The following is a 19,349-nucleotide window of genomic DNA, read 5'->3' as shown; positions in this document are numbered from 1 at the left end:
GACCAAACTTCTCTCGCTAAAGAAAGTTGGCCTATATTTAACTTACCAAATTACAGATGAAATAGAAAGTGAAAATGTCACCTTTTAGGTGACATTTTCATTGACAAAATCTTTTTTCAACAACGTGAATAACGATAAGAAAGAATTCATGTTTAAATGAATTCTTTCTTATCGTTATTCTTAACTTTCCATTTCATTCATTGCTATATGTAAAGCTGCCACAGCTTTGGGCCAACCAACATAAAAAGCCATATGTGTTATTAATGCAATCATTTCATTTTCTGCAATTCCATTTTGTTTGGCCAGCCGCAAATGAAATGGTAATTGTTCTGTATGACCAAGACTGATTAATGCCGACACTGTACATAAACTTCTTTCTCTTAATGTTAAAGTGTCATCTCGCCACACTTCCTCAAACAATATCTCCTCACTATAATGAGCAAATGCAGGTGCCATTTCTCTCATTTTCTCTTGAATACAATATTCAATTGATGCATTCATCATTTCACTCCACCTTCACTTTTACCAATTGTGCCAATCCTTGACCAAACGACCAATTTTCAGCAGATGTCTCATTTAGCGTAATAAAAATATCTGCACTTTTTACACTAGAACATTCAGAAACCTTCAAGGATATCGACTGATACAGATCCCTTTTCTGTTTTATCGTTCTTCCCGGTCCACATGTAATAGAAACATAAATCATATTCTCTGTTCTCTTTTCTCCTCTTTCCAACAAATAATTTGGATTATATAAAAAGTGATTTTGTTGATAAGGTAAAAATATTTGAAAAAAATCATTTTCAGGGATGTTGAAATATTCAATTAATGATAGGTGAATACATCCACCTATCTTTTTCAACTCTTCTTTATTTAATATATTTTCATGATAATAAATGTTCACAAAAGGCATACATTTTCATTCCTTTTTCTTAATTTAACATTCAACCCGTTTTCATTGTGAAATGTGCAAAATCTCATATACTGTAACACATTTATTCGTTGCCATGTCAGGCTTTACTTCATAAAATTCAAACTGACTATATCCCCACTTATCTGGGTTATACACTATCACAGTCCCTTTACACTCTTCTGTATTTTGGGCATTCTTATTAAAAATGTTAAATTGAGTCCCAATCAATGAATTCTTTTGAGGAATACTTCCCGTATATTCAACAACATATCTACATTTCTTAAAATCATCCTTTAAATTAACAACTAATGGAACACCTATATTTATTTGTTGCCATCCAAAAGATTGTAAAATATTATCGTAATACCCTTCAAATATAAATTTATTCATTCCTTCATGACCACTCCAAATATATAAAGGTGCATAACAGTTATAGAAATTCCCGTCCTTACCTGCCTCAGTAATTAAATAAGCTTTAAAATTCAGGTCTTGAAAACCATCCATTTTATACCCATTATCCTTTACCCTTTTTCTAATAATCTCCATGTCATAATCTTTCGGCAAAATGACCTTATATTGCATTCCAATCATGTTTATCACTCACTTTCTATCTTATATACACAATGATAAAGCGATGACTGGCTAACGTAAAATAGGTATAAATTATGTTTGGTATCATTTATAATGATATTGTATAAGGGGCTGTGATAAATGGAAATAAATGATCTTATTATATTCAAAACTGTAGCTAGCGAAGGTTCTATTAGTAGAGCTGCGAAAGAGTTAGGTTATGTTCAGCCGAACGTAACTGAGCGAATCAAAAAATTAGAACAAGAATTAGAAACACCTTTACTACATAGAGATAACAAAGGCGTTTCCTTGTTACCTTCTGGTGACATTTTATTAGACTACACGAATCAAATATTAACTCTATTAGAAGAAGCGAAAGATAAAATTAAAACGAGTGGGTCTTCTTATATAATAGCGACGTCACAATCGATTTTGACTAATTATTTAAGTAAGCGTATTAAAGAAAATTTCATGAATTATCAAATATATGTGGAAAATAGTAGTCATTTACAAAAATTACTGCAGCAACAAAAAGTTGATATGGTCATTACTTATGAGGATTACTTGAACACAGCGTTTAAAAAAGTATTTTCCACTTCAATTTCTATAGGCTTATTAAAAGCGAAAGATAAGTGTACCATTGACTATTCAAAGGAACTCTTTTTCGTTAGTAATGACAAAAAGTGTCCTTTTAGAAATAAGACGATACAATTTCTAAAAGAAAATAATTTATCTCAACGTCAACTTCAACAATTAGATTCTTATTCGCTTATTGAAGAGTTTATTCATGATGGAAAAGGAATAGCCTTTTTACCAATTAGAAATGATAAATTAGTACCAATTGAAGATATTCCAATTAAAAAATTAGCTGTTCATTTCTTTACGAATCAAAACTCTTTAAAACAAATCCCTGATGAACTATTTGATTAATATGATAGCTATAAACTAACTAAAATTACATACACCAATAAAAATCCCTCCTTTACGAATCTAAAAGAGGGATTTTCATATTCTATACAATTGATTTTTCACACATTTTGCTCCACTTCTGCACTTTTCTCCTTCTTATTCCTTTTCATATTCTTCAGTCCCTTAACCGTGCCAACTAATCCTTTCGGGAAAACTAGCAATACGATAATGTACAATAACCCAAGAATAATCGTCCATCGTTCAAAAATCGGATACGCTGTAGCTAGTTCTGATAAATAATATTTCAGTGATTCAATAATTCCTGCTCCAGCAATTGCTCCAATTAGTGTTCCAACTCCTCCAATCATCGTCATCAATAATGCATTTAATGTCATTTCAATTGAAAATACAGTCGTATTTACAAAGCGCAATGTGATAACAAATAAACCACCACTAATCGCTGCTACTACTCCTGCCACAATACTAGCAATAATTTTATAATGAAGAACTTTATACCCTAGCGCTTCCACACGTTGCTCATTTTGTGAAATTGCCTTTAATACTTTTCCAATAGAAGATTTGGTGAAAAGACGTAGTAGAATAAAAATGAAGAGTAAACATATAAGTGTTACATAATAAAAGGTAAAACGATCCCGGAATACATCTGGTACACCAAATGTAAAACCATCCCCTCCGTGAGTGAGCCCACGCCATTTTTCAGCAAGTACGAAAAACAACTGTGAAATAGCAAGTGTTAACATTGCATAAAAATGACTTTTCAGCCTTAATGAAAGCAAACCGATAATATAACTAACAATTGCTGAAATAATAATTGCAGCTACTATCCCTATTAAAAAGTTCGTTATGGATACTCCTTGCCGATCAAACAAAAGCGCTACGCCATATGCTCCTATTCCAAAGAACATACAATGGCCGAACGATACAATCCCTGTATATCCAAGCAATACATCAAAACTCATTGCAAAAATAGCAAAGATGAAGATTTGAGTGAACAAAATTAACAAGCTCCGTGAATCATTTACGAATGGAAATACACTTAAACAAATGAGCATAAATACTCCGAAGTATACTTTAATTCGATTTGATGTGCTGTTCACCATTTCACCCCTTTTCACCAACAAGTCCGTTTGGCTTCACGATTAAGAAAAATAGTAACATTAACATATTGATTGCAAGTGATAAATCCGGTATGAAATACGCAGTAAAAGCACCAGCTAATCCGACAATTAAAGAAGCGATTGCTGAACCTTGTACGCTTCCTAACCCTCCAATGATTACTACTATGAAAGCTAAAATCGCATACTGCATACCCATCTCAGCGAAAATAACGCCTGAATACGGTGCTAATAAAAAGCCTCCCAGCGCTGCCATTCCTGCTCCTAATAAAAAGACGAAAGAAAATATCGCTTTTACGTTAATACCGAGCGCTTGAACCATCTCTTTATCCATTACACCTGCACGTATCATAAGACCTATCCTAGTTTTTTTGAGCAATAATAGTAAGGCAATGTATATGATAATCCCAATTAAAATAACGAATAAACGATATTTAATTAATATAACGCCTCCGAATGTAAAACTTCCCTGTAGCCATAACGGTAATTTTGCACCAATTGGATTTGGTCCCCAAAATACTTTAATACATTCACTAAGTACAAGCATTCCTCCAAGCGTAACAAGAAGCTGGCGAACATGATTTCCATATACCGGTCTAATAAGGAATCTTTCTAAAATGAATCCAAGAAACATCCCCATAGCAATTGCTCCAACTAATGCTAATACATAACTACCTGTCATATTAAATAGCCAAACTCCTGTAAATGCTCCCCACGCAAATAAACCACCATGTGCGAAATTTAGCACGCTCATTAAACCGAAAATAAGTGAAAGACCTGCTGCTAATAAAAAAATGAGCATCCCTGTTGAAATCCCATTTACAAATAAATTGATTAACACATCCATCCTTCTCACCCCGGATTCATGTTAAGAGATTCCTAAATATTTGTGACACATTTCCTTATCCTCTTTTAATTCATGCATAAAACCGTTATGAACAATTCTGCCATTATCCATAATATAAAAGTAATCACCAATTTGACTAGCCATCATAAAATTTTGTTCAACGAGTAAAACTGTTGTTTTCTCCTTCATTTTTAAAATGTCTATCATTAATTTTTCTATCATAATGGGCGACAACCCTTTACTTGGCTCATCAATAAGTAATAAACCATCACTATTAATAAATGCTCTTGAAATTGCTAGCATTTGCTTTTGTCCTCCGCTTAAGAGTCCGCTTTTTTTATGCCAAAACTGCTTTAAATCTGGAAATAATTCAAGCATCCACTCGATTTTCTCTTCCGCTTCTTCGCCCTTCCCTCTGGCAAGAGCGAATGTTTCTTCTACTGTCAGATCGTGAAAAATACCTTGATTTTCTGGTACATACCCTATTCCTTTCCTTGAAATTAAATGTGTAGATAGTCCATTTACTTGTGTACTATCATAATAAATTTCACCATGTGCAATATGGTGAAATCCCATAACCGAACGTAACGTCGTCGTCTTCCCTGCCCCATTTCTTCCAAACAGTACAGTAATCGTTCCTTTCTCAACAGCAAGAGATACCCCTTGTAAAATATGAAACTGATCTAAATACGTCTCTATATTATTCACTTGTAATAGTGCCACTATATAATCCCCCTAAATAAGCACTTTGTACACGCTCATCTTTCATAATTTCTTCGGGCAAACCTTCAGCCAATAACTCTCCATGGAATAAAACGATAAGATGGTCTGACAAACCTAGTACCATATCCATTTTGTGTTCAATCAGTACAATTGTACTCTCTGGATGTTTCTTAATATTTTCAATCACTTGTAAAATAGCCGGCACTTCCTCAACTGATATACCTGCCGTCGGCTCATCAAGTAATAACACATCCGTTTTTAAAGCTAATAACATCGCAAGCTCTAACTTTCTTTTTTCCCCATGCGCTAAATCTTTCGCTAATACATGTTCTTTCTCCTGAAGTAATACTGTTTTTAAGAATCGTCTCGCCTCTCCGACTTGTTGCTTAAATTTTGCCGAACTCGGAAAAAAACTATAGTAATCTTGAACAAATGATTGAATACTTAAACGAACATTTTCCAGTACCGTTAACTCTGGGAATATATTTGTAAGTTGAAAAGAACGACCAATTCCTAATCGCGTTCGATCTGAAATTGATAACTTTGTAATCTCTTGTCCTTTAAAATATACTTCACCCTTTGTTGAAGAAATTTGTCCACTTAGTAAATTAAATAACGTTGTCTTTCCTGCACCATTTGGTCCAATAATGGAAATGAGCTTTCCTTTTTGTACTGTTAAATTCACATCCTTAATAACATGATGCTCGCCAAAAGATACGCTAAGATTTTTCGTTTCTAGCAAATGTGTCACGAAATCCCTCCCTTTAAAGCTTTAAGTATGAAAGAAATACGTATAAAGAGGGTGTGCCCCTCTTTATGCAAAAACAACAGAAAATTCAGTCTATTTATTTTGAACTGGTGGTTCTGTCTCTTTCATCGTTAATTCTCGCTCTAATACTGGCACCGGATAATCGACACCATCTTGCTTTTTCAATGTGATAGAATACAGTGTCTGCATCGCTTGGTGATCCTTCTCTCTAAACTTCATCTTTCCTTTCGGTGTATCAAATTCCATTCCTTCCATTTTCTTAATTAATGTATCTACATCTGTATCACCTTTTGTTTTCTTTAAAGCTTCTACAATGGAAATCGCCGCTGACATTCCCCCTGCTGTAAATAAATCTGGCACCGCACCATTAAATCGTTTTTTATGTTCTTCCACTAACCAATCATTCACCTTATTTTTCGGGAGTGTATGATAATAAACAGAAAAACCTTGCATTCCTACTAATGCATCCATCGTTTTTAACGCCGGTATATCTGGTGCACCTGTAGAAACTTTAATGCCTTGCGCTTCCACATTCATATCTTTTAACTGTTTCCAAGGTGAATTTGCCCCTGCCCAGACGATAAATAAATAATCTGGTTTTGAGCTAATTATATTTTGAATATTTGCAGTGAAGTCAGTTGAATTTGTATCGGCATATTGTTCGTTTACAATATTTGCACCTAATTTCTTCGCTCCAGCTTTAAATGCCACAATTCCTTCACGGCCAAATGCATTATCCGGGGCAAACGTCGCAATCTTTACATCTTTTTTTGCAATTGCAGCTGCTCCTGCAATCGCATCTTGTGAAGAACTTCTTCCTGTTCTAAAAATATATTTATTCCGATTTTTCCCAGTTACACTATCAGCAACTGCTGGTTCTACAACCATTATTTTTTCATATTCTTCAGCTAGTGGTAAAACCGCTAATGTATCACTTGAACTAGACGATCCGACTAAAAAATCGACTTTCTCTTCCTCTAATAACTTCGTAGCTTTTTTAACCGCTACCTCTGCTTTCGTTTCTGTATCTTCTACAACAAACTTAATCTTCTTCCCTTCCACTTTTCCAGTTCCACCCGTTGCATAGTCTAACCCTAATTCAAATCCGTTCACTGTTTGTTTTCCATATGATTCTAATGGACCTGTTAATGAAGCAAGAACCCCTACCTTAATCGTCTTTTCATCCTCTGTACTTGTTTTCTTTCCTGAACAAGCTGCCGTTATTAATAGCGAACCTAAAACACAACCAGTAGCCACCATTCTTAACCATTTACGTTTTTTCATCGACATTGTGATCCTCCCCATACTTTACTTTCTGATAGAATCAATCTCGCCAAAGTTATCCACCCATAATTATGACTTTTTCTTTTAATCATACAAACAAATCTGTTAAGAAATTTAATGAAGTACCTTTACATTCGCCACCTCTTTCCAAATACCTCCATTCTCCATATATTCATCTAAGATTTTCCACCACCTAATCACAGTCGCCGCCCACGTATATCCAGTCACTGCACTAACTACTATTGCAATATCTCCAACCTGTAATTTTCCTTGTTCATTTGCAAAGTGAAGACCAATGCAAGGATCAAGCGCTGACATATGTCCATAATGATCTAAATATACAACTTGTTCTTCTGCTAGCCCTAGCCCCTGTATCAATTCTATTAACATAGAACGTTTTGTATGCAGTGGTAACAATACTTTAATATCTTTAGGGGTTAATTCACTTTTTCTTAACGCCTCCCGAATAACCTTATCAAAATTAGGAGTTGAAATGGAATCTAAACGTTCTTTCATAATAGTTGTAAGAATGTTACTTTACTACTTATTATTTTTACACTTCCTTCATTCTCTCCCTTGTAACACCATATATATTTAAGCAGTACTACGAAAGCAATTAAAAAATTTACAAAATCTAAATATACTAATATAATATAAAAACAATATCCAATAAAATACAACGGGTATGAGTGAGAAAATATTGTTTTATATATTTAGGAGGAATCATAATGAATTTTAAACATGTACTTGCAACAGGCTTAATTACCGCCACATTATTCGGCGCAACGAATGCTCATGCACAAACCGAACGTTTCATCGATGTACCAAAGGGGCATTGGTCTGAAGATTCGATTGACCATTTAACTGAGCAAAAGGTCTTTAGTGGGTATGGTAACGGAAAATTTGGATTTGGGGACAATGTAACTCGTGGACAAGTAGCTGCGATTATTTCAAGATACTTAAAACTAGAAAATACCGGATCTACAAGTAAACATTTCTCAGATATTCATGGGCATATGTTTGAAAACAATATTAAAGCAGTTGCTCAAAAAGGACTCATGACAGGGGATAGTAGCACTGACAAATTTAGACCCGATGATACATTAACTCGATATGAAATGGCTGTTATCTTACAAAAAGCTTTTCATTTATCTGTAAAAACAAACGACCTTTTCCATGATGTTTCAAATAATCATTGGGCAAAAGACTCTGTTCGTTCATTGTATAGCAATGGCATCACAAACGGAATTGGAAACTATCAATATGGCGGAGAACTGAATGTAACAAGGGAGCAATTTGCAAAATTTATGTATAATGCAATTTTTGTAAACCCTAACTTTGTTCCTGATTCTATTCCTGAGAAAGATGGGGATGAGCATAATTATAAAGAAATTCATAATATATTGATTGATTCTGGGTTTGAAAAAACCCAATATAATTACCGATATGATAAAGATGGTAAAGCATATAATAACCTTATGACTTTTGAATTTTCTTCTGACGATGACAGAGCATATCAAATGTATATTTCTAGTGAAGATCCTGTATTAAACGAGCCTGTGAAAAAAATCCTAAAAAACCTCCTACCAACTAAAGGAGATTATCTGTACAATATAATGAAAAATCCTACTGCAAGCTCTCGTACAATAGAATTAGATGGTCGCAAAGTTACAACTTATAGGGATGGCTATCATATAAATGTTTTACTTGGAAAACGAAAATACTAAAAGAGTGACTATTTAAAATGAATACAAGTAGCTATATGCTTACTCATAAAAAATAAAAGGACTGTCCCATAAGTCGTTTTCACCAACTTATGGGACAGCTCCCTTTAACCTTAATTAGAATTAAGTTCCACTTTCTCTAGCCCTTCAGCCAATTGCTTCTTTTCTAACCCTTCCCCTATTACTACCAAGTTCGTTGGGAAACCGAAGTCTTGTTCCAGTAAAGTTGGTACCCCAAATGAATATTGGAATAGGTGAGGATATTTGTCCCCATGGAATTTCACAAATCCTTTTACACGATAAATACTATCTGGTAAATTCGAAAGCCATTCGTATAATTTATCTTGATCAATCGATTTCGTAAATTGATATGTCATCGTTTGTATATGTAAATGCTGTTTTACATGTAGTGTTTCATGTTCCCCATCATTCGTAAATTCAGCTTCTTCTATATCTTCTAAAGATATATTACAATATTTTGTTTCAAATAATTTCGCATGATTATTTATTGATTTCACTTCTTCAATTACTTTGTTCTTATCCGCATCTGTTAGTAAATCTAATTTATTAATTAAAATGTGGCTACCAAACTTCAGTTGCTCATGCAATAACTGCTGAACGTTTGCACTTAATACACTTCGATTTAACCATCTTACTGCATCTAAAACGACTACAATTGATTTCACTTCTAAGAAAGGTGCTAAAATTGGTGATACACATGCATCTAACACTTCAATTGGATGCGCAACACCTGTCGTTTCTATATAAATGACATCTGGTCTTTCTTGCTGATATAACGAATGCAATTGTATTTCAAGCTCTTCTTTTAACGTACAACAAATACATCCTTTCAGAAGTTCTCTTAAAACATTCTCTTTTCCAATAATATCGGTATCTACCGAGTACTCACCAATTTCATTCAATAATACTGCAACTTTTCTATTCTTCTTTTTCTCTGCTAACAATAAATTTTGTAATAATGTTGATTTTCCACTACCTAAAAAGCCACCTAATATATGAATTTCTACTTTATTCATGTGATCGACCATCCATTTCTTTATTTCAAACATATTCAAAGCGTAATAATTACGATTTATATTTATTATTTTATTAAAAGAGTAGTGATTTGTAAATATATCTTCACTGTTCGTTTACTTCATAAGCAACTCGAATTCCAGACTCTATTGCTCCTTGCATCCACCCATGTGTTAATGTCGTATGCTCTCCTGCAAAGTGCACTTTTCCAGCGCTAAATGGTTCACGAATCGTATATATTCTCCATCCTATTCGGTTATTCGCTTCTAAAATTGTTATTTTATGACCTGCTTCTTTTAATAACGATGCTGCAACTAAGCCTGAAATCCCTGCACCAGCAATAATAATCTGCTTTGGATTCTTCGTTTTAACGAGCCCCATCTTAATAATATGAAGCATTCTTTCCATCGTTAACTGCTGCCTCATACCCTTTTCCCCTTTTATAAAGGATTTTATTGCATTATATTCGGTTACCTTCATTCCTATGTTTTGTGCAAGAAATTGTACGGATACATTTTCAATTACTTGAATATCTTTTATAAAATGTAATAAACTAGATATGAATCTATAGAAGTAAGATGTATTATCTTACATAATAAAATCAATGAAATTGCGAGGAATTATGAAATGAAAAAAGGTATTAACCGTGTTGTATTAGTAGGAACAGGAGCGGTTGGATGTAGTTATGCTTACTGCATGATTAACCAAGCTGTAGCTGAAGAATTTGTTTTAGTTGATGTAAACGAGGCAAAAGCTGAAGGAGAAGCAATGGATTTAAGTCATGCTGTTCCATTCGCTCCAGCTCCAACTAGAGTGTGGAAAGGCAGCTACGAAGATTGTAAAGATGCCGATCTTGTAGTCATTACGGCTGGATTACCACAAAAACCAGGCGAAACACGTTTAGATTTAGTTGAGAAAAACGCTAAAATCTTTAAACAAATCGTTCGTAGTATTATGGATAGCGGATTTGATGGTATCTTCTTAATTGCAACTAACCCTGTCGATATTTTAACTTACGTGACTTGGAAAGAATCTGGCTTACCAAAAGAACGAGTAATCGGTTCTGGTACAACACTTGATTCTGCTCGTTTCCGCTATATGTTAGGTGAATACTTCAATATTGGTCCACACAACATTCATGCTTATATTATCGGTGAACACGGCGATACAGAACTTCCAGTTTGGAGTCACGTATCAATTGGTATTCAAAAACTACAAACGCTTCTTGAAAAAGACAACACATACACGCAAGAAGATTTAGACAAAATTTTCATAAACGTTCGTGATGCAGCTTACCATATTATTGAGCGAAAAGGTGCAACTTACTATGGTATCGGTATGTCACTTCTACGTGTTACTAAGGCGATTTTAAACGATGAAAATAGTGTATTAACTGTTTCGGCATATTTAGAAGGTCAATACGGTCAAAAAGATGTTTATATCGGTGTACCTGCTGTTTTAAATCGCGGCGGTGTTCGTGAAATTTTAGAAGTGGAATTAAGCGAAGAAGAAGAATTAAAATTCGATCACTCTGTTCAAGTACTGAAAGAAACTATGGCTCCAGTTCTTTAATATGTATAGTAAAAAGCAATCCAATTTATTTTGGATTGCTTTTTCATTTTGATTGTTCGCTCATTGAAACCATCAGTTATTTTCTATTTTTTAATTGATTCCTCATTATTCACATCAAGTACATCTAATAAAAAGATAAAGATTGGTATCCCGATAATAAGCCCCCATATTCCAAGGAAATGCTCTGAAAAGATGAGAATCATAAATGTATAAAAGATTGGTAAATTCGTTTTCGCAGACATGAACTTCGGGTTTAAAAAATAACTTTCAAGAGCATGGATTACTGTAATGAACACAAGTATGTATACAACGTACATAACTCCACCTACGTTATAAGCAATAATACAAAGTGGGAACAAGGAAATGATTACCCCGGCAACAGGAATTAATCCTAGTAAGAAAATCATGACAGCTAATACGAGAAGCTGCGGAAATCCTAAAACGATTAATGCAATGACAGTTAGAATACAATTTACAACTGCAATTAAAAACTGCGCTTCAATTACTTTACCGAACGACCTTGCAAACCTTTCACCAAAATATGCAATCTCCTCATAAAAAATTTTCAGCTTACTATCTTTAAATTTAGAGGTAAATGTAATAATACGCTCTTTTTCTAATAAGAAAAATAAGCTTAATATGAGAGACAATAATATTTGTAAACTTACTTTCCCTATATTTGCTATCGATTGATAGATGACATCTACACCCTGTTCTATATATTTTGATACTTCCATTCCGTTAATTGTCGAAAGTGCATATTTAACGATTTCATTATCAGGTGGGTTTTGAAAAAACAGCTTAAATTGATAAATCAGTTGAGAAATTTGTATCGTTAGCACAGGTAAATATTTATATAATGTTGTGCCAATAAAAGTAACCAATATTATATACAAACATGCGATAACAATTTTTCGATTCACATTCAATTTTTTTGATATAAAGCGTTGAAATCGATCCATTAAAAATGTCAGTATAAACGTAATTAATATTAAATTGATCATACTTTTTAGTCCATATAATACAAGCGCTACTATTATTAAAACGAGAAACCGTTGGAACCCTCTACTTCGAAAAAATTTTTTCACTTCATTCATTAAGATTTAACCTCCCCCTTCAATGGATGGAAATTGAATATATTACATTTTATGAACTTCTATAGACAATCTTTCTTACTAATTGAGAAGAATCCTGTTTTTCTTTTTATATTGTTAGATTCTTTTTATATTAGTCCATCTATATATTTCATTGGATCTCTTTTTTTCGTTTACCCTTTTACAATTTAGGTGATTTTCTATTTTTAGACTGCTGTTCATATGCATATCCAATATTAAACAGTTCTTTTTCACCAAATTGCTTCCCGACAAACACTACACCTACCGGTCCTCCATTGTTATCATATCCAGCCGGCACCGCTAATTCTGGATAGCCAGCTACAGCTGATAGAAGAACTTCATCGTTGTTAATCATAACTAAAGCATCTAAACCTTTTTCTACTAAATATCTATCTAGCTCTTTTCTTGCATTTTCTTGACTCGTTTGCACTACTTTTTCAAACTCATCTTTCGTTATAGCAGATTTTTCAGACCCCACAATTAATGTTTGTCCATATTTTATTCGTCTATTACTGTCCTTTTTGTTAAACGCAATAATCTCTTCTAACGATTTTACTGGTATATTTTTTTGCTTTGAAAGATACTCGTTAACATTATGCTTGAACTCATATTCTAATGTTTGCAGATTATCTACACCCTCAGCGTTTAACTGAATATCATCAGTCAATATTGCACCTGCATCTTGAAGGTCTTTTCTAATCTTTTCTGCTACTTCTTTTCTATTTTCATCTTGTCGATTTATTGAAAAAAGAACTCCTATTTTTTTCCCTTTCAATCCGTCTATTGATAAATCCTTCGTATAATCCATTCTTTCTTTATCTTTCATTTTTTCTGTCATAGCATCTTTTTCATCATAACTTACTATTGCGTTAAATAACGTTGCCGCATCCTTTACCGTTCTTGCCATCGGTCCTGCTGTATCAAGTGTTTCAGCTAACGGAATAATGCCTGATCTACTCACCATACCTAATGATGGACGTAATCCAACTACGGATTGCTGCGTCGCTGGTGCTACAATTGATCCAGTTGTTTCCGTACCAATTGCAAGTGGGGCAAAATCTGCCGCAACTACTGTAGCAGATCCAGAACTTGATCCTGATGTATCATACGTAATCGGACCGTATGGATTCAAATTTTGTCCTTTTTTTCCGCTATATCCGCTAGGCATTGTTAAGGATAAATAATTTGCCCACTCGGACATATTCGCTTTTCCTAAAACAAAAGCACCTTCTTCTTTCAACTTTTTCACGACCATCGCATCCTCATCTGCAATCCAATCTTTTAGCACATAAGTTCCTGCACTTGTCGGCATCACCTTTTCCGTTTGTACATTATCTTTTACGATAATTGGCATGCCGTATAAGTTTGATTTCTTATTTAAAGCCCTCTCTTTATCTAACTTTCGCGCTTCCTCCATTGCATTTGGATTAATCTCTGTAACAGCATTTAATGATATTCCATTTTGGTCATGTTCTCGTATTCTAAAAAGATAAATACTCGTTAATTCTTCATATGATAATTTCCCATCATCAATCATTTTTTGAAGCTCATCTACAGTCGCATTAATGACTTCTTTTTCTTTTACATTATCTATGTTGATCCCCTTCAGCTGATTATGTATCGGTTTTAACACTCTATCTTTATCATATACAATACGCTCAGGTTCCTTTGGAAAATAATTTTTATACACGTAATATCCGCCGGCACATGCCAACAGGACAATACCTCCAGCAATTGATAGCGTTATCTTTACCCATTTCTTCATGTTGCTTCCTCCACTCTAAAAGTTGCTAAATTATATTGAAAAAAAGAGTTATTCTTATAGCTCTCTTTCATTAAAATGCTAAATGAAAAAATGAAGGATTTCAATTTAATTATTTCTTTTTTGCATTTGCTTCGCTAATAATTCCTTCACTTGATTATATGTTAATCCTGAATCCTTATTTAAACGCTTTACTTCTTCAACATCAGTACCTACGACTGTATATTTTTTCTCATCATTCATTTTTCCACTTCCCTTTCTACTGCATTATTTCTTATATTTTTCCCCTAAACTCTTATAAATTAATACAAATAAGGAAACTGTACAAAATTCAATAACTAAAGGGAATTCAGTTACATAAGAGGAAAAGATAACAAAATGTCGAATTTATATACTTGTTGAATTTAAGGACTTGGAGGATTCATTTTGAAAACATATGAATTTAAACATAATATTCCAACATTAGAAGAGTATAAATATTTGTGTGATTCTGTTGGATGGACTAATTATATAAATTTTGAAGTAGCGGATACTTCACTGAAGCATTCTATTCATTGCATCATAGTCAAAGATAATGAACAAATTATCGGTATGGGGAGAATTGTTGGTGATGGATCTATCTATTTCTATATTCAAGATATAATAGTTCATCCGGATTATCAGAAACATGGTATTGGGAAAGAAATCATGCATCTTTTGGTTGCATACTTAAATGAGAATGCCCCTGATAAAGCGTTTGTTGGTTTGTTTGCATCACAAGGTAAAGAATCGTTCTATGAACAGTTTGATTTTAAAGATTACTCACCTAACATGACGGGAATGTTTATTGTCATTTCAAAAACATAATAGATTTTTAATTGTAAGGGAAGACAGCCATTCATATGGAGGAATTTGTTCTTGCAGTAACATTTTCCACAATCGAGTTTAAACATTACATGCGAAAGGACAGTACATATATGGCTAATATGTACTGTCCTTTCGCTTATCTAACTCTTTATATATAAAATTTCTTAATAAAATTTCACTACATCTTCAGTAGGTAAGAATGTTCTTTCTCCTGGTTGTTCATTTGGCTCACCAAATGGCATTTGTCCTACTAAGCTCCACTCTGCTGGAATGTTCCAAGTTTCTTTCACTTCAGCATCTACGATTGGATTGTAATGTTGTAATGATGCGCCAATTCCTTCAGCTGATAATAACATCCATACAGTATGTTGTAACATTGCATTTCCTTGATGAGACCAGAATGGGAACTGATCTTTATATAATGGTGCATTCTCTTGCATTTTTTCTACTGTTGCTTGATCTTCAAAGAATAACACAGTCCCAACACCTGCATGGAAACCTTTTAATCTTTCTACAGTCGCTTCAAAGTTTTCTGCTGGTACGCGAGCTCTTAGTGTTTCTTTAACAATATCCCAAAACTTTTCATGTTCTCCATCCATTAATACAACCATACGACCACTTTGCATATTGAAAGATGTTGGTGCGTGTAAAGCTGTTTTTAAAACTTCTTCAATTCTTTCTTTCGTAATTGCATCGTTTTTTGTTACTTTACGAATGGAACGACGGTTCACGATTGCTTCTTTTAAGTTTGTTGTAGTTGCTGACATTTTAATTCCTCCAAATGTATGTTTTTTATTTAAACAAATTAATTCGATTCTTTTATGCAAAACGAATTAGCAATATCCATCCGTATTACATTGCATACCTTCAAATGAATTTGTTTTTTCCTTTTCAATTTCTTTATCAATGACTCTTTGTAGGGTTTCTTTACTAGCAAGACCTTGAATGACTTCATCTCCAATCATGACAGTTGGAACAGCCATAATATTCGCTTCATCATATGCATGCTGAATTGCCGCTTCATGTTTTGCTTTATATTTTCGAGTTACTAAAGCATCTTTAAATTCAGCTTCAGGAAGTCCTACTTCTACAGCTAATTTTGTTAAAACATCAATATCTTCAATGTTTTGCTCTTCTTGGAAAAATGCTGTGAATACGCGGTGATGATATTCATTTCCAAGTCCACGTTCTTTCGCAAATTGACACCCTTCAAAAGCTAAATGTGTATATGGATGCGGAGAAACACGCGGCAAACGCATATTGATTCCTAACTTCTTCGCAGTTGGAAGAATGAAAGCATCCCATGAACCTAATTTTTCTGGCTCATTCCATGGATCTATTTTTGAATATGGACTTGGACGTAATTCAAATGGCATCCATTCGATCTCTACATCTTTCTCTTTCGCTACTTCATCTAATGGACCTTTTGCTAAAAAACAAAATGGACATATGAAATCTGAGTATACTTTCATTTTTACAGTCATAACTTTTACACCTTACCTTTATAGTTGCAATCAATTTAGTTACATCATTGATAAAAAAATATAACTATTATTTAAGCATTCATTTTTTCTTGCAAAGTTTCAAACAACTGCTCCATCGTAATATTTCTCAAAACTTCTTCCATCGCGGATTGCGCTTGTATTAATATAACTTCTAACACTGCTTGAATATTTGCGCCAATTGGACAATCTGGATTTGGTTGCTCATGAATATGAAATAGTTTATCCTCTTCCACTACATTTACTGCATGATACACATCTAACAACGTGATTTCATGTAAGTCCTTTAGTAACCCTGCGCCACCTGGACCTCGATTTACATAAACAAAACCAGCTTGTTTCAAATACGACATAATTTTACGAATCACTACTGGATTTGTATTGACACTCTCAGCCATATAGTCTGAAGTACAAAGTGAAGATGGATTGTTTTTCAAAATAGATAAAATATGAACAGCTATAGAAAAGCGGCTACTAATTTTCATTGTGATTACCACCCCGATGTAATCATTATAGTTACAACAAAAAGATAAGTCAATCCTTTTCATAGATTTTTTATGAGCAAATTAAAAAATGTCCCATTATGATATATGAGACACCTCTTTTTATTCTGTAATTAGCACTTGAAATTCTTCAATAAATAACTGAACAGCGATTGAAGCTTCCTTTAATGAAGGAACAGCTAAAGCAATTTCGCGCCACACTTTGGGCTCTAATTCTCGCGTTTGCACATTCTTTGGTACATTCGTTAAAGATAATTCAGCTAATATTGCGATGCCTAACCCTTCTTGAATCATATTTAAAGCTGTAGTAACTGTCGAAATTCTATACTCCGCCCGAAGTGGTACATTGGCTTGTTTAAACAGATCGATAATGGGTGGCTCGTATCCGCCCTTACATAATATAATCGGTTCATTCTTTAAATCATTAATCGTAATTGAGTTCTTCTTACAAAGAGGATGATCCTCTCTTAAGATAACAACCATTTTCCCCTTCGTTAATGGGACAATCTCCATCTCTTTATTAGGCAAAATAACAATTCCTATATCAACAACCCTCGATACTAACCAATCTTCAACTTCTTTAATCGTTCCTTCACAAAGAACGACTTCTAAGTTCGGATACTTCTCCTTAAAAAGATTTATCATTTTCGGTAAGAAATGTGCAGAAGCACTCGGAAAACTTCCTATACGAATTGTACCGACTTCATGGCCTTTCTCCATTGCCACTTCTTGCTCAATCTTCTCAACACCGTTCAAAATTTCTCTAATATGTACAAGAATTCTATTTCCTACATCGGTAACGATTAATCCTTTTCGTTTATCACGTATAAGAATCGTAACTCCTAATTCTGACTCAATACTTGAAATGGCATGACTTACGGCTGGCTGCGTCATATTTAACACCCGAGCAGCTTTCGTAAAACTACCTAACTCCACCGTTTTTATTAATACTTGCAGTTGTGTAATAGTCATAACTAATCACTTATACCCCTTATAAAAAAGATTCATTTTATTTATTACAATCGATATCATATCATAGTGAAATGAACAACAACAAGGAGGTCTTTCAGTGACACAGCTTTCTCGAACTAAGACGGCCATAATCCTTACCTTTCTCGTTTTCATGTGGGGAATCAATTGGCCTTTATCTAAGTTTGCCCTGCATTTTACACCACCCGTTTTATTTGCAGGCGTTCGAACTTTAATTGGAGGATTCATTTTACTTCTTTTCGCTTTACCGAAATACAAAGAATTACATTTAAAAGAAACTTGGCATTTATACGTTATTTCTTCTTTACTTAATATCATTATATTTTACGGATTACAAACTGTCGGCCTTCAATATATGCCTGCTGGGTTATTTTCCGCTATCGTATTTCTACAACCTGTTTTACTCGGCATTTTCTCATGGATTTGGCTTGAAGAATCTATGTACGGCTTGAAAATTTTCGGGCTTGTCCTTGGATTTATCGGCGTAGGTGTTATTAGCTCTAGTAGTTTAACTGGACATATTTCTATTATTGGAATCCTTCTCGCATTAGGTTGTGCGATTGGCTGGGCGCTCGGCACAGTATTTATTAAGAAGACTGGTCACCGCGTGAATGCCATTTGGATGGTAACACTACAGCTTATTATTGGTGGACTTTGCTTAATTGGATTTGGATCAGAGTTTGAAAGCTGGTCTAGTATTGCTTGGAGTATACCGTTTGTTAGTGTACTACTCTTTATTTCATTTTTTGTTATTGCAATGGGGTGGCTTGCTTACTTCACACTTGTTGGAGCTGGTGAGGCAAGTAAAGTTGGGGCCTATACATTCCTTATCCCCCTTATCGCTATTATTGTAAGTTCAATCTTCTTACATGAAGCCATTACAATGAGCTTGTTTATTGGTCTATTATTTATTGTTGTGAGTATTTGTTTTGTAAATATAAAGCCGAAAACACTTGCTGTAAGGCAGCAAGTTGAAGTGAAATAAACATAAGAAAGAGCCTACTGTTTGTAGGCTCTTTCTTCACGTTGTTGAAAAAAGATTTTGTCAATGAAAATGTCACCTAAAAGGTGACATTTTCACTTTCTATTTCATCTGTAATTTGGTAAGTTAAATATAGGCCAACTTTCTTTAGCGAGAGAAGTTTGGTC

The 19,349-nt window shown here is 34.0% G+C and carries 22 protein-coding genes and 1 pseudogene; 5 read left to right on the top strand and 18 right to left on the bottom strand.

Features of this window, described 5'->3' with window-relative positions; translation table 11 throughout:
• Window positions 1–180 precede the first annotated feature (180 nt).
• Genes CO726_RS28635 through CO726_RS28625 form a run of 3 tightly spaced genes read right to left on the bottom strand, consistent with a single transcriptional unit; the run spans window position 181 to window position 1,504 of the window.
• Window positions 181–504 (bottom strand): carboxymuconolactone decarboxylase family protein, encoded by a 324-nt coding sequence (locus tag CO726_RS28635; RefSeq protein WP_099686540.1) that lies wholly within the window; start codon window positions 502–504, stop codon window positions 181–183.
• A gap of 1 nt (window position 505) precedes the next feature.
• Window positions 506–913 (bottom strand): tautomerase family protein, encoded by a 408-nt coding sequence (locus tag CO726_RS28630; protein WP_099686539.1) that lies wholly within the window; start codon window positions 911–913, stop codon window positions 506–508.
• A gap of 42 nt (window positions 914–955) precedes the next feature.
• Window positions 956–1,504 (bottom strand): DUF4865 family protein, encoded by a 549-nt coding sequence (locus CO726_RS28625; RefSeq protein ID WP_099686538.1) that lies wholly within the window; start codon window positions 1,502–1,504, stop codon window positions 956–958.
• 120 nt (window positions 1,505–1,624) lie between these two features.
• Here CO726_RS28625 and CO726_RS28620 point away from each other — a divergent pair, with 120 nt between their 5' ends.
• Entirely contained in the window at window positions 1,625–2,413 is a 789-nt protein-coding gene (locus tag CO726_RS28620; RefSeq protein ID WP_099686537.1) for a LysR family transcriptional regulator, read from the top strand.
• A 98-nt stretch (window positions 2,414–2,511) separates the two neighbouring features.
• Here the strand turns inward: CO726_RS28620 and CO726_RS28615 are convergent, their stop codons facing one another.
• The 6 genes and pseudogenes from CO726_RS28615 to CO726_RS28590 all read right to left on the bottom strand — a co-directional run.
• Window positions 2,512–3,465 carry a branched-chain amino acid ABC transporter permease gene (locus tag CO726_RS28615; protein ID WP_136699898.1) on the bottom strand — a complete coding sequence of 318 codons (954 nt, stop codon included), beginning with the start codon at window positions 3,463–3,465 and terminating at the stop codon, window positions 2,512–2,514.
• A gap of 49 nt (window positions 3,466–3,514) precedes the next feature.
• Window positions 3,515–4,375, bottom strand: a complete 861-nt coding sequence (locus tag CO726_RS28610) for a branched-chain amino acid ABC transporter permease (RefSeq protein ID WP_099686535.1) — start codon at window positions 4,373–4,375, stop codon at window positions 3,515–3,517.
• Window positions 4,376–4,396: 21 nt separating this feature from the next.
• Window positions 4,397–5,098 carry a branched-chain amino acid ABC transporter ATP-binding protein gene (locus CO726_RS28605; protein ID WP_099686534.1) on the bottom strand — a complete coding sequence of 234 codons (702 nt, stop codon included), beginning with the start codon at window positions 5,096–5,098 and terminating at the stop codon, window positions 4,397–4,399.
• Window positions 5,076–5,849, bottom strand: a complete 774-nt coding sequence (locus CO726_RS28600) for an ABC transporter ATP-binding protein (protein WP_099686533.1) — start codon at window positions 5,847–5,849, stop codon at window positions 5,076–5,078. The genes CO726_RS28605 and CO726_RS28600 overlap by 23 nt, the downstream gene beginning before the upstream one ends.
• A gap of 90 nt (window positions 5,850–5,939) precedes the next feature.
• Complete coding sequence (locus CO726_RS28595; protein WP_099686532.1) at window positions 5,940–7,157, bottom strand: substrate-binding domain-containing protein; 1,218 nt, start codon at window positions 7,155–7,157, stop codon at window positions 5,940–5,942.
• A 108-nt stretch (window positions 7,158–7,265) separates the two neighbouring features.
• Window positions 7,266–7,667: pseudogene (locus CO726_RS28590) on the bottom strand (3-oxoacyl-[acyl-carrier-protein] synthase III C-terminal domain-containing protein); the annotation flags it as partial.
• Between the two features lie 212 nt (window positions 7,668–7,879).
• On the opposite strand from CO726_RS28590, the gene CO726_RS28585 reads away from it, so the two are divergent.
• Window positions 7,880–8,878, top strand: coding sequence for an S-layer homology domain-containing protein (locus CO726_RS28585; RefSeq protein WP_099686531.1), 999 nt, complete (start codon window positions 7,880–7,882; stop codon window positions 8,876–8,878).
• Between the two features lie 110 nt (window positions 8,879–8,988).
• On the opposite strand, the gene CO726_RS28580 is transcribed toward CO726_RS28585, so the two are convergent.
• Window positions 8,989–9,912: a CobW family GTP-binding protein gene (locus tag CO726_RS28580; RefSeq protein WP_099686530.1), complete on the bottom strand. Its 924-nt coding sequence runs from the start codon at window positions 9,910–9,912 to the stop codon at window positions 8,989–8,991.
• Between the two features lie 103 nt (window positions 9,913–10,015).
• The gene (locus tag CO726_RS33080; protein ID WP_342750867.1) at window positions 10,016–10,291 is read right to left on the bottom strand and encodes an FAD-dependent oxidoreductase; all 276 of its coding nucleotides are present in this window, start codon (window positions 10,289–10,291) and stop codon (window positions 10,016–10,018) included.
• Between the two features lie 246 nt (window positions 10,292–10,537).
• Between CO726_RS33080 and CO726_RS28570 the strand changes: the two genes are divergently transcribed.
• A complete protein-coding gene (locus tag CO726_RS28570; protein WP_098760351.1) occupies window positions 10,538–11,482 on the top strand; it encodes an L-lactate dehydrogenase in 945 nt (314 codons plus the stop codon).
• 83 nt (window positions 11,483–11,565) lie between these two features.
• Here CO726_RS28570 and CO726_RS28565 read toward each other — a convergent pair whose 3' ends face one another.
• From CO726_RS28565 to CO726_RS32900, 3 genes are all read right to left on the bottom strand, one after another.
• Entirely contained in the window at window positions 11,566–12,579 is a 1,014-nt protein-coding gene (locus CO726_RS28565) for an AI-2E family transporter (protein WP_099686528.1), read from the bottom strand.
• Between the two features lie 178 nt (window positions 12,580–12,757).
• Window positions 12,758–14,362 carry an amidase family protein gene (locus CO726_RS28560; protein ID WP_099686527.1) on the bottom strand — a complete coding sequence of 535 codons (1,605 nt, stop codon included), beginning with the start codon at window positions 14,360–14,362 and terminating at the stop codon, window positions 12,758–12,760.
• A gap of 105 nt (window positions 14,363–14,467) precedes the next feature.
• Window positions 14,468–14,602: a hypothetical protein gene (locus tag CO726_RS32900; RefSeq protein WP_098760354.1), complete on the bottom strand. Its 135-nt coding sequence runs from the start codon at window positions 14,600–14,602 to the stop codon at window positions 14,468–14,470.
• 183 nt (window positions 14,603–14,785) lie between these two features.
• Between CO726_RS32900 and CO726_RS28550 the strand changes: the two genes are divergently transcribed.
• The gene (locus CO726_RS28550) at window positions 14,786–15,205 is read left to right on the top strand and encodes a GNAT family N-acetyltransferase (protein ID WP_099686526.1); all 420 of its coding nucleotides are present in this window, start codon (window positions 14,786–14,788) and stop codon (window positions 15,203–15,205) included.
• Between the two features lie 164 nt (window positions 15,206–15,369).
• On the opposite strand, the gene CO726_RS28545 is transcribed toward CO726_RS28550, so the two are convergent.
• From CO726_RS28545 to CO726_RS28530, 4 genes are all read right to left on the bottom strand, one after another.
• On the bottom strand, window positions 15,370–15,972 hold the full coding sequence (locus CO726_RS28545) for a nitroreductase family protein (protein ID WP_060490009.1): 603 nt from the start codon (window positions 15,970–15,972) through the stop codon (window positions 15,370–15,372).
• Window positions 15,973–16,038: 66 nt separating this feature from the next.
• A complete protein-coding gene (locus CO726_RS28540) occupies window positions 16,039–16,689 on the bottom strand; it encodes a DsbA family oxidoreductase (protein ID WP_099686525.1) in 651 nt (216 codons plus the stop codon).
• A 71-nt stretch (window positions 16,690–16,760) separates the two neighbouring features.
• Entirely contained in the window at window positions 16,761–17,192 is a 432-nt protein-coding gene (locus CO726_RS28535) for an Rrf2 family transcriptional regulator (protein ID WP_098760357.1), read from the bottom strand.
• A 120-nt stretch (window positions 17,193–17,312) separates the two neighbouring features.
• Window positions 17,313–18,182 (bottom strand): LysR family transcriptional regulator, encoded by an 870-nt coding sequence (locus tag CO726_RS28530; RefSeq protein ID WP_099686524.1) that lies wholly within the window; start codon window positions 18,180–18,182, stop codon window positions 17,313–17,315.
• Between the two features lie 97 nt (window positions 18,183–18,279).
• Between CO726_RS28530 and CO726_RS28525 the strand changes: the two genes are divergently transcribed.
• Entirely contained in the window at window positions 18,280–19,185 is a 906-nt protein-coding gene (locus CO726_RS28525; protein WP_099686523.1) for a DMT family transporter, read from the top strand.
• Window positions 19,186–19,349 lie beyond the last annotated feature (164 nt).

The sequence above is a fragment of the Bacillus fungorum genome (assembly GCF_002746455.1).
In the GTDB taxonomy this organism is placed as follows: Bacteria; Bacillota; Bacilli; order Bacillales; family Bacillaceae_G; genus Bacillus_A; species Bacillus_A fungorum.
Note: the sequence above shows the minus strand (reverse complement) of the source record. Positions and strands in the feature narration are given on the sequence as shown.